Annotated in this window: 11 protein-coding genes; 3 read left to right on the top strand and 8 right to left on the bottom strand. The window is 59.1% G+C overall.

Annotation, left to right across the window (positions count from 1 at the left end; translation table 11 throughout):
• Positions 1 to 270 precede the first annotated feature (270 nt).
• Positions 271 to 1,740 (top strand): exopolysaccharide biosynthesis polyprenyl glycosylphosphotransferase, encoded by a 1,470-nt coding sequence (locus tag KUF59_RS09545; protein ID WP_212462359.1) that lies wholly within the window; start codon positions 271 to 273, stop codon positions 1,738 to 1,740.
• A 77-nt stretch (positions 1,741 to 1,817) separates the two neighbouring features.
• On the opposite strand, the gene KUF59_RS09540 is transcribed toward KUF59_RS09545, so the two are convergent.
• Positions 1,818 to 2,189, bottom strand: a complete 372-nt coding sequence (locus KUF59_RS09540; RefSeq protein ID WP_212462360.1) for an H-NS histone family protein — start codon at positions 2,187 to 2,189, stop codon at positions 1,818 to 1,820.
• A gap of 689 nt (positions 2,190 to 2,878) precedes the next feature.
• Here KUF59_RS09540 and KUF59_RS09535 point away from each other — a divergent pair.
• Positions 2,879 to 3,265 carry an H-NS histone family protein gene (locus KUF59_RS09535; RefSeq protein ID WP_212462440.1) on the top strand — a complete coding sequence of 129 codons (387 nt, stop codon included), beginning with the start codon at positions 2,879 to 2,881 and terminating at the stop codon, positions 3,263 to 3,265.
• Between the two features lie 128 nt (positions 3,266 to 3,393).
• Here KUF59_RS09535 and KUF59_RS09530 read toward each other — a convergent pair whose 3' ends face one another.
• On the bottom strand, positions 3,394 to 4,395 hold the full coding sequence (locus KUF59_RS09530) for a nucleotidyltransferase family protein (protein ID WP_249140963.1): 1,002 nt from the start codon (positions 4,393 to 4,395) through the stop codon (positions 3,394 to 3,396).
• A 61-nt stretch (positions 4,396 to 4,456) separates the two neighbouring features.
• Positions 4,457 to 5,410, bottom strand: a complete 954-nt coding sequence (locus KUF59_RS09525) for a serine/threonine protein kinase (RefSeq protein ID WP_249140965.1) — start codon at positions 5,408 to 5,410, stop codon at positions 4,457 to 4,459.
• 1,382 nt (positions 5,411 to 6,792) lie between these two features.
• Between KUF59_RS09525 and KUF59_RS09520 the strand changes: the two genes are divergently transcribed.
• The gene (locus KUF59_RS09520) at positions 6,793 to 7,044 is read left to right on the top strand and encodes a hypothetical protein (RefSeq protein ID WP_212462448.1); all 252 of its coding nucleotides are present in this window, start codon (positions 6,793 to 6,795) and stop codon (positions 7,042 to 7,044) included.
• A gap of 27 nt (positions 7,045 to 7,071) precedes the next feature.
• Here KUF59_RS09520 and KUF59_RS44040 read toward each other — a convergent pair whose 3' ends face one another.
• The 5 genes from KUF59_RS44040 to KUF59_RS09500 form a co-directional block, all read right to left on the bottom strand.
• Entirely contained in the window at positions 7,072 to 7,326 is a 255-nt protein-coding gene (locus KUF59_RS44040) for a hypothetical protein (protein ID WP_309500959.1), read from the bottom strand.
• Complete coding sequence (locus KUF59_RS09515; RefSeq protein ID WP_309500958.1) at positions 7,248 to 7,865, bottom strand: Crp/Fnr family transcriptional regulator; 618 nt, start codon at positions 7,863 to 7,865, stop codon at positions 7,248 to 7,250. The genes KUF59_RS44040 and KUF59_RS09515 overlap by 79 nt, the downstream gene beginning before the upstream one ends.
• Positions 7,866 to 8,999: 1,134 nt before the next feature.
• A complete protein-coding gene (locus KUF59_RS09510; protein WP_258769383.1) occupies positions 9,000 to 10,349 on the bottom strand; it encodes an FAD-dependent oxidoreductase in 1,350 nt (449 codons plus the stop codon).
• An 8-nt stretch (positions 10,350 to 10,357) separates the two neighbouring features.
• On the bottom strand, positions 10,358 to 10,666 hold the full coding sequence (locus tag KUF59_RS09505; protein WP_258769382.1) for a ferredoxin family protein: 309 nt from the start codon (positions 10,664 to 10,666) through the stop codon (positions 10,358 to 10,360).
• 57 nt (positions 10,667 to 10,723) lie between these two features.
• Positions 10,724 to 12,850, bottom strand: coding sequence for a molybdopterin-containing oxidoreductase family protein (locus KUF59_RS09500; RefSeq protein ID WP_212462365.1), 2,127 nt, complete (start codon positions 12,848 to 12,850; stop codon positions 10,724 to 10,726).
• Positions 12,851 to 12,899 lie beyond the last annotated feature (49 nt).

The following is a 12,899-nucleotide window of genomic DNA, read 5'->3' as shown; positions in this document are numbered from 1 at the left end:
AGCATCAGTTCGGAATTGGATTCAGGCTATGTGCAAAACATGCACGGGAATTCGAGTTCCGGAGACGGGAACGGGATTTCCATCGCCGCACAGGGGACGGCGCGTACAGTTCCCTGGCTTTTTCGTTAATGGACAGGTGATCGAGGATCCGCCGGACCCGACAGCAAGGGCGGCGCCCGCCGCATTTAAATAGCACGATTCGCGACTTTCCCCTTGATAAATTCAATTAATTAATAAAAGATTAAATATTAAATCGCGAGTGTCCCGACAATGAATTTCGTGAACCGACATTTCCCCGATCGGGAGGTTACGGATCGTGTCACTCCTGGGCCGGCAGTATCCCGCCAGCACAAATGGCCCCTCCGTTATGACTCGATTGAATACGTGGCGCTCTGTGCGGATATTGCGATCATTCTGTTTGCGAGCGTCGTATCTACATTGCTGCATCAGGCCCAAGATGAGCAAGCCGCAGGGGACTTGAGTGATGCACTTGGCTTGGCGCTCGTCAGCGCAGCCTGTCTTGTTTGCGTGCTCAAGACCCACGGCCTCTATCGGCCAGTTGAGCTCCTCGTGCTCCGAAACCAGATACGCGCCCTCTGTATGGCCTGGACGTCATTGCTGCTCTTCATTTGGGCCGTGTACGGCTTTGCAATTCACCCAGGTTCTTCTCAGCAAGCAGGCCCGCTTTTCGCCGTCTTGGGCCTATGCTTGCTTATGGCCGAGCGGTGGGGAGTCAAGGCGCTTCTCGGAAGGGGCCTGAGCGGCAGAAAGTTCGCCAACACAAATATTGTTCTGATCAGCGACCAACCGCTATCGAAAAACGCGGGGCTATCTGAAACGTTGGCAATGCACGGTTACTGCGTCAAGGGACGGTTCAGCTTGCCTCCGATGGGCTTCGGTCTTGCCTGTCGAAGGCGACTTACCGCCCGCGTGATTGACTACATTCGCAGTTGCCAACTCGACCAAGTGGTGGTGGAAGCTGCCCCGGAGCGATGGCCCGAACTTCGCGCCCTTGTTGCCGATTTGCGAGTACTGCCGTTCCCGATCATGTTCGTGCCGGTCGGCACAACCTCCGAATTGCTTCGACATCCTACGCGGAGTCTTGGAAGTGCCGTTTGTGTAGAACTCCAGCGCGGTCCTCTTACACCGCTGGACTGCGCGATCAAGCGGATGATTGATCTTATCGGCGCGGGACTCGCCTTGGCGATATTTGCCCCGCTGCTTGCGCTGGCAGCAGTCGCGATCAAGCTGGATTCTCCAGGCCCTATATTCTTTCGGCAACAACGCTGTGGCTTCAACGGCCGGATCTTCTTGATCCGAAAATTCCGAACGATGCATGTGCTCGAGGACGGCCCCGTGATCCTTCAGGCGAACCGCGCGGATCGACGCGTCACACGCGTCGGCAAATGGCTGCGCCGGACAAGCTTCGATGAACTGCCACAGCTGCTAAATGTTCTCGACGGCAGCATGTCGCTGGTGGGTCCGCGGCCTCATGCCTTGGCTCACGACGGAGAATTCGACAAGCTCGTGCGGAAGTACGCCCTTCGCCGCAGGGTCAGGCCGGGATTGACAGGGTGGGCCCAAGTCCATGGCTGCCGCGGACCAACGCCGACAACGGCGCTGGTCGAGAGACGTGTGGAGTACGATCTCTGGTACGTCGACAACTGGAGCCTTCGGCTCGATCTCGCAATCCTGATCCGGACTCCCCTGGAAGTCTTGCGGGGCCGCAATGCGTGCTAAAGCTGCATTTCCGGAGCCCCGCGACGCTCTTCGAGCGCCGGTTTTCAGCCGCGAAAGCCGGTGGCGATCAAATCAAATCACGCCCGCTGGCGAACCTTCGAATTTGCGTCGCCCAGCCGAAACTCCTCGATCTTACGGCCGGACTTCATAGCTGCAACCAGCCATCGCGGCCGCTTTCCCCGGCCCGACCAAGTTTCGGACGTCTGAGGATTGCGATATTTCGGGAGCACGCGCGGATATTTGCGTCTGGGCTTGCCGGTCGGCGAAATCGCCGGCCCGGTCGATGGATCCGCAAAAGCGGCCATGCCGCCGCCGAGAACCGCCAGCCGTTTCTCCAATTCCTGCTTTTCAGCCTTAATGCGGGCCGATAAAATACCGCTGATTTCCTCGTGGAGCGACCAGAGATCGTCCAGGGACATCAATTCTAATTCCAGTTTCTTGGCTGACATGCCACCACCCTATAGTTGCGCCTCTCTAGATATTGCCGCGGTTAGCGTCAATCAAGAGAAAAATCTCTATTATCCAATGAAAATGGTGGAACCCGCATAAACCGGGTTCCCACATAACGGCGTTGTGACTATTAATCAAGCCGAAAAATAGACTGCGCGCAATTAATGATGGGGAAGAGCCGGGCCACGCGACCCTGCGGCGCTTTTCCTGTGAATATTTGGTGTCAGGCCGACCGCGGGGCTAATCTTCGGCGCAGCAGCCTGCCCAAATGCAGCCGGCTCGGGCGCCGGGGCCTGTTTCTTCGCGGCAAGCTCATCGTCAAGCCGCCCTTGCAACCGCGCAGATGAGACTCGATAATCTCGATTTCCCGTAGCGCGCGCCGCCTGAGTTCGATTTGGGTCTTCAGGACTCCAAGATCGGATGAGACGACCGACGGGCCGATGAATCGACTGATGGAATTCTGAAGGCGCTCGAGAGGATATTCAATCGACATCGCCCCTACTCCTTGCAGCGCAGCAACCGGCTGCAGATTTAATAAATTGATCTCGCAAAATCATTTTAAATAAATTATAATATTATTATTGCGGCGTCAAATTTAAAGCAGGGATTGACCATCCTACCCGCTACCCGGGCAAATGGAGCGGCCGATACGATGGATACGGGCCCTTCGAACGGTGACGAGAGCGCGATGCGCAGGCAGGATCTCGAAGCCATGGATTTTGAGGAACTGTGGCTCCTTCACGAGGAGCTGACAAAAGTCTTGGCTGAAAAGATCACAGCGGAGAAGCAGGAGCTGGAGAAGCGCCTTGCGCAACTCAGCCGGCCCGACCAGCTTGGCGGAGCCGAAGCCGGCGCGGCAGAGACGGGAACGAGCCACGCGCCGCGCCGCAAATATCCAAAGGTCGTGCCGAAATATTTCAACCCGCTCCAGCCGACGGAGACCTGGTCCGGACGAGGCAAACAGCCTCGTTGGCTCGTCGCCGCATTGCAGTCCGGACACACGCTCGAAGAGTTCAGGATTCCCGAGGGCGACGAGTCCTCCGATAGGACTGCCGGGGGCCGACAGCATTCGTAGCGCTGCGCCGCTTTCGACTATTGCGAATTGCCTCGGCCTGCGCCGCCCAGCAGGAGCGCTGCTTGATTACCTTTCCGTCAAGGCATCCGCCTTGAGCCGCCTCTGTCAACACACCTCCTGAGTACGGCTTAGACCTTTCCTACACGGGGTGCAGCGGCCATTTGAAGCAGAAACTGCAAGCTAGCGACCTTTGGCAGTGACCACGATCCGCCACGACGCCTGCTCGCTTGCGGAGCGTCGGTGCTCGTCTCCGTCCTGTAGTTTTTCAGATCGCAGATCGCCATCACTAGAAGGGGCCAGCGTGTGACGGGGAAGCGAGCTTGCGTCACTCGTCGCACGAACTGCAGACGTGGAATCGTACGTGAGCACAGTGCCCGCGGAACGTCGACGCCAAGTAATTCAGAGAGAACCAACAGGTGGGTTTCGACCGCATTTCGCATCAACTTGCCCGAGACATGGGAGCATAGCTCGTCCCAGTCGATTCCTTGAACTGATCGGTCCAGATCCCGCAGTTCAACAAGATGCCGCAGATCGATGTCGCCAAGCCAATAACCGTAGTCCTGAAACTGGTCATGAATGATCAGCATCAACGCCTGGTAAGTTGGCGTCGGAACATAAGCCCTCCCCCGCCCAACCACCGCCGGCACGCACTGTTTCAAGGGGTGACAACATTCGCGGTAGGCAAATGCAGGGCCGGGAGCACTCCGCTGCAGATCGATAGCTCCGACATCGCTTGGCCGGCTCAGGTCCATGTGCCATCTCCGGCTTTCGGGAGATGCTTCGGCCTGAATTCCGTAGCCTATGCCTATCAGAGCCGCCACCGCGCGTTCGGTCTCCTCCGGCGTGACCACGATATCGAGATCCGCCATCAGCCGAACTCCTCGCCGCTCGCGGGGAGCGGTGGCCAATGTCGCCGCTCCCTTGATCAATATCGGCGTCACTCCAAGGTCATTCATCGCCAAGACGGCTTCTTCCAGTTGAGTAGCCAGCCGATCATTGCGAACCACGTTTCGGCGATAGAGATTACGGATATATGCGCAGACATCCTCGGGTATCGCCGGCGACTGATCGACCAAGTCGATAAGGGCCGGGCTCGTCAGTGTCTGGTTTGCCAGCCCAATGACGGACATCCAATCGACGTCCCCGGGCGGCAAGCCACGCAAGCACCTGCACAGGTCCATCAACGCCCAACTATGTCCGGCCATCACATAGATCCGTCAGTAGGTGCCGAGCCTGGATCGACTCGGAATAGGTCAGTTCGAATGATGATGCGTGCGTAACAATCCGCTTGAGAGCGGCGAAGCCCAGCAGTGACAGCTTCCCATCCACAGCGAACGAGCTCTCAATCAGCCGCCTCATCGAACCACACTGATCAAGTTGAGCGAGCTTGGCCGAGCCATTCGGGACTCGGTTCAGGAAGATGATCCAGCTCACGGAGAGATTTCCTTCGTGGATGTCCGGTGCTGGCAGGTACCGCACCAGGGCTCCATCCGGCCGACAATGGGTCTTCAGGCGCGGCAAGTCAGCGTGCAATCCCGAGAGCAATCCCCACGAACCTGACTTCAAGGTGACGGGGAACGGAACTCCACAAACCGTTCCATCGGTGTCGATCAGTGCGATATCGTCGCCGGCATACTCAAATCCGGCATCCATCAACTGTAAGGTGAGGGTCGACTTGCCGGCTCCCGGTTGGCCGCACAGCAGCAAACCCATGCGCCCTCTGGCAAGCGACGCTGCATGCAGAGCGAAGGCCGAACGATCGCCTTGGATAATTTGCTCGGTGATATAGGCCTTGATTGCAGGTACCAATCTTTCGACCGGGCATCTATGGACGCACGCGTCCTCTCCGCGAAAGAACACCTGCCCCTCAAACTCAATTACATCGACGAAAATCTCGTCCTCCATCGTTCCGCGATCCGAAGCGCGGAACAGAGGTGCCAATTCGTCTAACAGTGCGCCATTCGCAGTTCGTACGGTGATCCTGTGTTGGCCCAGCTTCGCCGACAGTTCGCAATCCGCCGACGTACGCCATTCGAGATTGAGGAGCGTTCGATCGATCCACGCGTCGATCGCCTGCCGCGTGAATTGGCGCGCACTAGGCTCGTCAATGCCGCGCCTTTCAAGCTCTCGATAAACATCGTCCAAGGAAGATGCGTCCTGTGCCAACTTGCACCAGATGAGCGCTCCAATTTGGTCGAGTTCATAGAGTTTCTGTTCGGTCCCGCTGAAAAGCACAGGTCGGCCATCCAGCAGCGCAAACGCTGCATTCGCGGCCGGCCTCAGAACAATCTCAGATGATAATCTGCACAGCACGGCTGCAACCGATATTGACCAGGTCTATCTCTCACTAAGCGGCGCCGCCCGCGCTGAACCATCCGATCCGCGCCTCCCCCGGAGCAGGAGAAACGGACTCCGAATATCTCAAGTCCTCACTGACGCCGAAGGCGCAACCTCCAGCATCGTGCTATCCTGCCGCCGCAGCGCAAGCATGTGACTGCGAACTGGTTTCATTGCTGAAATTTCGAATCTGATTCACGCCGCCAGTTGATTGTCTCCGCCCGTGCTTCGCCCGGCGATATTCGACGTATGGCTCTCAGGAAGGAATTCCTCGGTGCGCGTGCGACGAGCATCGAGCAAATATCGATTGGCCTCGCGATTCGCATCACGCTCCCTTAGAAGTTGCTCTTTCTCCGTTATTCTTACCAATCTCCGCCGCATTTGGGCCAACTGCTGCGCAGTCGAGGCGGACCGATGGTTGTTATGAGCGACCCACATTTGTTCCTCCAAATGGCCAAACTCACGCCATGTTAACTTACCCCTTTGGCGCAATTTAACAACGAGTTTCGTATTTTTGACATATAATCACAAATTGTTTCAGCTTGAACCAAGAAACTTGGTTAAATACTAAAATGCACGTGCAGATTTAGTTTTGAATGGGGCGCGTGGTCGCAGCGACGCTCGCGCCGCCACTCATTATTAAATATGCCGATAAAACAAATAACGGATTAGAGTCGTAAAACCGACCGACAACGTCATCTAAATCCGCACAGTGGCTCGGCCGGACGGAAGTCGCCAAATGGCCAAATGATTGAGCCGGGCAATATGACCCGTCCCGCCTGATTATGAAGTATCGAGCGTGGAGTGAATATCTGTGAGAACGTTGACCAGTCTGTTTTTCCGAAGACTTGCCATCCATTTCCCCTGCGAGCGGCGCACGACCTGCCCGCAGCACATCCCGCCAGATTAGGCAGGCTTGGAAGGCGCCGCACAGGCTTTCGGCGGTGCCGCTCATAATCCTCACACGCGGGCCGCCAAGCCGGGTACCAGCAGCCTGCTCAAGATTCGCTCAAGCAGCGATCCGGCCGGTTGGAGCAGCGAAGTCACGGGCAGGCCGCCTCTTGCTCAGACGAAATCACAGCAGTGCGCGATGCCCCCCAAAGTGACCCGCACTGAAGGTGCGCAATCCAGCCGGCCGGTCCTTTCAACACCGGCGACAAGCAACGACAAAGTTCGAGGGAGGTCCCCACATGGGTATGATCATGGTCAAGTGCCCGCAAACCGGACGCGCGATCCCCACCGGGATCAACTCTGACCGAGAGAGCTTTCTCCGGAGTATCGTATTTTACGGCAACACGCGTTGTCCAATCTGTCGCTCCAATCACAACTGGTTTGCGCGCGAGGCCTGGGTCGAGGAGGCGGTCGCTCCGGTCGGTGGGGCCATTCAGCACCATATGGCTGCGCAAATGCGCCGTCAGGAAGGAGAGCAAGGCCGAGAATAAAGGGCGCAATCTGCGGAACGAGGACTCTTATTTGGCGCCGCACTTGCCGAGTTGGCGTGGGTGAGCATCAGGCGCTACTTGTGCCGGCTCCATTGCAAGCCGGCCCTCGGATAGCTCCTGGTTGTACATGCGTGCGATTCTCGCCTGCACCATCGCGTAGCATTCGCATGCTAGGCCATCGAGCCGAGTGGGATGGACTTCGATCAGACCGCGTCGCTCGGACTTGATGGCTCCCGCCGTCCGTAGCCGCGCCACTGCTTGCGTAACGGTCGTCCTGCGCACCCCGAGCAGTTGCGCCAGGGCATCCTGCGTGAGGGCAGCCGATGGTCGGAGATTATATCGTGCAGTTGCAACAACCATCGCGCCATTCGCCGCTCCACCGGGTGGAGCGCGTTGCAGGCCGCAACATGCTGAAGCTGCAGCAGCAGTGCGCGTGAATGAACCTGTACGATTTGCCGAATGGCTGGGCTCTGCATGTAGGCGGAACGAAACTTCGCCGCAGTGATGTGTGACGCGGTACCTGCCACACGAGCAAGAGCGGTGACCGGCGAGACCGAGGGGCCGAGCACGGAAAGCGAACCCACCGCGCCTTCCGGTCCAACCAAGGTGGTCGCAACGGTCTGTCCATCCGGCATATCAAGCATGAACGCGACGGCTCCGCTATGCAGGAAGTATACGTCGCGAAGTTCATCGTCCGAACGGACTAAAACCGTGTCCGCTCTGAACGAAATCCGCTGCAGGTGTGGTGTTAGCAGCGCCCGGTCGGACGACGGCAGTGACGCCAAAAGCCTATTCTGAACGCTGGCCCAGCGCTCTGTCATGGAAGTTTCCCTCAATGAGCTTCCATTAGCGTATGTCGATGTACGCTGTAGCCCTCTCCGGCAAAACGCTCATGCAATTCATGCGCTCCTATTGGTAAGCGCGAAGCGGCAGGCAAGGGCGGCGATCAGCGCGGTTCGCAGCGGCCGGCCTGGTATCGACCTTCATATGTGGGTCGGCAGCAATGGCGAATAACTCGTTATATGTCGGGTGTCTCACAGCGTGATTGTATGCGCAGTTGCAAGCTGTGGCTTGAATTTAAATTCTACCATTTCGATAAAGGATTATACTAGCGGAGTCTCCTCATGTCTTTCGTTTAATTTGATGCGTAGTTCAGTTTCAATAACGGCCACTTTCACGCCAGCTTAAAGCGCCGGTGAGTACTGTCATTTTCTTGGACCAAATTTCGTCCGATTAATGGTCGTTTTAAGTTCGGGGCAGGGCCGTTCAATTCGGAATCCTGCAATGCTCAAACAGCCATTTATTGCGTGCCTCATTATTGTAGCCGGGCTCGTGCCCTCGGAGGCACGTATTTTCCGTACCCATCAAGTTCCAGAATGCAATGTGACGATGCCTTGTGACTTTTCAATTTCGCAGGAGCGGCGCCAGGGCGTTTTCCGAACCGGACAACAATTGCAAGTTACGGAAGCACGCGCCATTGCGGACCGCCGCACCGTCATCGCGGATGCGAACGTGCCTCGCGTTCAAACGGTTGGGGGACGCCCCGCTGGTTGCCCCACCGCCTTCTGCGGTTGCGGCGCCGCCTTAAGAGTATTTGGACGTATCGTGCCGGAACTGAATCTCGCCGCCAATTGGTTACGTTTCCCGCGTACGTCACCGTCCCCGGGAATGGTTGCAGCGCGACGCGGCCATGTCTTTGTCTTGGAGCAACACCTTGGAGGTGACATGTGGATGGCGTATGGCGCTAATTCGGGTGGACGCACTACGAGAATTCACGCGCGATCGTTGCGAGGTTATGCGATCGTCAATCCGCACGCGACATGATGACGCCTCATGAGCTTGATGTAGTCCCACCATCGAGCCCTGCGTGAGCGGACCGCAATGGAAGGCCACTCGACGTCCGGCATCCGACGTGCCGACCAAACAGTATCGCTCCGCAAGAGCTGCCGTCTCCGTCAGGGCTCAGCGTGCGCCTCGCCATCGGCTGCGGCAAACATCTCGTCGATGGCGATGAACTTCTCCCGGGGCTTCCCCTTTGGCCTGCCGCGGGCAACCTCTTCCGCATCGATGCGCCCCCAGGCGCGATAGTCGACGTAGCGCGGAATGATCTTGCCGCCGAAAAGGCTATCGGGGTGGCGCGGTGGCGCATCGAGTTGCGGCAGATCGACAAGAAAATTAGCGACGGTTTCGACACTGCATGCGCGGTTCGTGCCGATCGTCCCCTGCGGGCCGCGCTTGCCCCAGCCGCAGACGTAGAGGCCGGGCAATGCGCACCCATCCGCGGCAAGCCGCCCGCCGATATTGGCGTGAACGCCTCTGGCTTCGTCATAGGGAATGCCGCTGATCGGCGCTGCACGGCGGCCGATACTGGAGAAGACCAGACCGCAATCGATGGCCATGCTTCGCGAAGAGCTTGCCGGGGCGCTTGTCAGACAATGATCGAGCACGATCCGCTGGACATGACCGTCCCCTTCAATCCGAAGCGGGCTGAGACCGAACAGGAACGCGCAACGCCGGTGCTTCGAGATCGGTCGTGTCGCGATTGCCCGAAGCGTGGCAAGTGCTGCATCCGCCTCGCTATCCGCATCAGGGGCTGGAGACAGAGCTGGAAACCCCTGCAAGTCGACCAGCGGATCGCAATCGGCAAGCTCCTCGAACTCCTGCAGCTCCTTTGCGGCAAAGCGGGTTTGATCCGGGCCGCGCCGTCCGATCAGATAGATCTCCCTGATACGGCTGGCCGCGAGCGCGTCCAATGCATGCGCGGCGATGTCGGTATGACGCAGTTCGTCCGGCGTCTTCGCGAGCATCCTTGCAACGTCAAGCGCCACATTGCCGTGGCCAATGATGACCGCCCGCTCCGTGCCGAACTCGAAATTGCGATGCCGGAAGTCCGGATGGCCATTATACCAGGCGACGAAATCGCCGGCTTGATGGCTTCCCAAAAGTCCTTCGCCGGGGATATCCATGTGCCGGCTGAGCGGAGCTCCGATGGCCAGGATGAGCGCGTGGTAGCAGGATCGCAACGCGTCGATCGAAAGTGTCTCGCCGATCTCGACACCGCCAAAGAAGCGGAAGCCCGGCATCTCGGCAATGCGGTCGAAGACACGCGTGACCTGCTTCAGCTTGGGATGATCCGGCGCGACGCCGAAGCGGACCAGGCCGTATGGCACCGGCAGACGTTCGAACATGTCGACGTCGATCGCCTGCCCTGATCTGAGCAAGGCCTCCGCGGCGTAGAAGCCGCTCGGCCCTCCGCCGATGATCGCGACGCGATAACGACCCGCAGCACGCTCAGACGAGGACACCCCGGAGATCATCGCGCGATGATCGCTTGCTTGCGCTCGTCGGCTCCCGGGAGGGGCGGCAGCCGACTGGTCACTACAGGCGTCTCGGCGACCCTGCGGCGGTTGATCTCGATCCACTCCACCTTGTCCGGCGCCAGCTTGTGCGCGGCCTTGATGGCTCCGACGGGACACACCGGCACACAGCCGCCGCAATCGATGCAGTTCTCCGGATCGATATAAGTCATCGTGTCGTCGATATGGAAGCATTCGACAGGGCAGACGCTGACGCACTCGGTATAGCGGCAGCCAGTACAGAGATCTGTCACGACATAGGGCATCGTCTCTCCTCTCGCCGGAAGCAACACGCGATCATTCGCGGGCCCGCCATGGACGAATCAAGCAGTCGCCACCTGCACCAGGACGTCGGAGAATGTCGGTGCGCGGCCGAGGTCGGCGTAGGCAGGTGACGTCACCGCATGGACCGTTGCGCCCTTGCGATTCGAACGGTGCCAATACCCTGCCGGCGCAACGACCACCCCGGGCATAACGTCGGCGGACAATGTCGCGAATGCCTCGAACGAGCCACGCTCGTTGAAGACGCGGATCGGGCTACCGGCCACGATGCCGCGCGATCCTGCGTCCTGGGGATGCAGGATGACCATCTGCTGCTCGCCGGCCAGAACCTGCTGAGCCGGCAGATTGCCGTAGTTCGAATTCAGGAACGCATGGCTCTTCGGCGAGATCAGGCTGAGCGGGTAGCGTTCAGCCTTCGCCGGCGCCGAAGCTGGATTCTCGTTCGGCGCGATATAGTGCGGCAGGGGATCCACCGGCTCGCCGGCCTGGTCGCCGCCATAGCCCTGCCGAAACAGCGGCACGACGAAGTTACCCCCTTCGGCCATGCTCGACTTGAACTCGCACTTTCCTGAAGGCGTCGGGAAATTGCCATCCCGATGTGGCGCCCATTCATCGGGGCGTTGCAGCGAAAGCCGGGCAAATCCGGTCTTCTGCAACTGCTCCAGGCTGATCCCTTGCAGGGCCGGATTGGCCCAGTCCATCGATGCCTCGATCATCTCGTCGTCGGACCTGAAGAAGAAGGGATCATCGATGCCCATCGCCGCCGCGAGCCGCCGGAACAACTCGGTGTTCGAGACCGCCTCGCCAAGCGGCGCAATGGCTGGATTGTTGTAGGACAGATAGAGATGGCCCCAGGAGAACATGATGTCCTTCTGCTCGAGCTGGGTCGTCGCGGGCAGGACGATGTCGGCGTATTTTGCGGTGTCGGTCAGGAAGTGCTCGCTGACGACCGTGAACAGGTCCTCGCGCGCGAGTCCCCGCTCGAGCCTGTCCTGCTCGGTGACCATGGCCATCGGATTGGCGTTGTAGACGAACAGGGATTTGATCGGCGGCCCCTGAGGCAGATCACCAGTCAACGCTGCGCCGAGGCGCCAGGTGTTGATGACGCGCATCTTGGCGGGCTGCAGGTCCGGGCGCATCAAGGTCGGCCAATTCACCGGGAATGCCCAGATCGGCAGTTGCAGCAAACCGCCGCCGACATGCTTCCAGGCACCGATCAGCGCGGGAAGGCAGGCAATGGCGCGAACCGTCTGACCGCCCCCGGCGTGACGTTCCACGGCGACGCCGATGCGGACGACGGCCGGCGGCGTGTTCGCATAATCGCGCGCGAGCTTAACGATGTCCTCGACCGCAATGCCGGTCTCGCGCGAGGCGAATTCCGGGGTGTAGGATGCCGCGCGTGCCGCAAGCTCGTCAAATCCGATCGTGTGCTTGTCAATGTAGTCGCGGTCGATGAGATTTTCCTTGATGACGATATGGATCATCGCCAGCGCCAACGCACAATCGGTGCCCGGGCGGATCTGGATATGCCAATCGGCCAAACCCGCGGTGCGCGTCCGCACCGGATCGATGACGACGAGCTTGGCCCCGCTCTTCCTCGCCTTCTCGATGAACGGCCAATGATGCGAGTTGGTGCTCAGCGTATTGCAGGCCCACAGGATGATGTATTTGGAATGGACGAAGCTTTCCGGATCGACGCCCGGCGTGTGCCCGATCGTCATCATATAGGCCGTGCAGGACGCCGAATCGCAGAAGGTGCGCTCGGACACCGAGGCGCCGAGCTTGTTGAACAGCGGATCGCCGACATTGAGGCCATTGATGATGCCCTGCGTGCCGAGATAGCTGTACGGCAGGATCGCCTCGGCGCCATCATCGGCAATGATCGCCTTCCAGCGCGCCGCAATCTCGCCGATGGCCTCATCCCAGGAGATGCGGCTGAAGCTGCCGCTTCCTTTCGCACCCACGCGCTTCAACGGATAGAGCAGGCGCTGATCGCTGTAGACTCGCTCCTCATAGTTGTTCACCTTCACGCAGAGCCTGCCTTTGGTGAAGGGATGATCGGGATTGCCCCGCACCGCGATGGCCTTGCCGTCCTCGACGGTCGTGAGAATCGAACACGTATCGGGACAGTCGTGCGGGCATGCACCAACAACTATGCTCTGGGCCACGTGCGCTCTCCTCGGCGGTCTGGTGGGTGTCGCAAGCCGCAATGTGTCA

It is taken from the genome of Bradyrhizobium arachidis (assembly GCF_024758505.1).
Taxonomy (GTDB): domain Bacteria; phylum Pseudomonadota; class Alphaproteobacteria; order Rhizobiales; family Xanthobacteraceae; genus Bradyrhizobium; species Bradyrhizobium manausense_C.
Note: the sequence above shows the minus strand (reverse complement) of the source record. Positions and strands in the feature narration are given on the sequence as shown.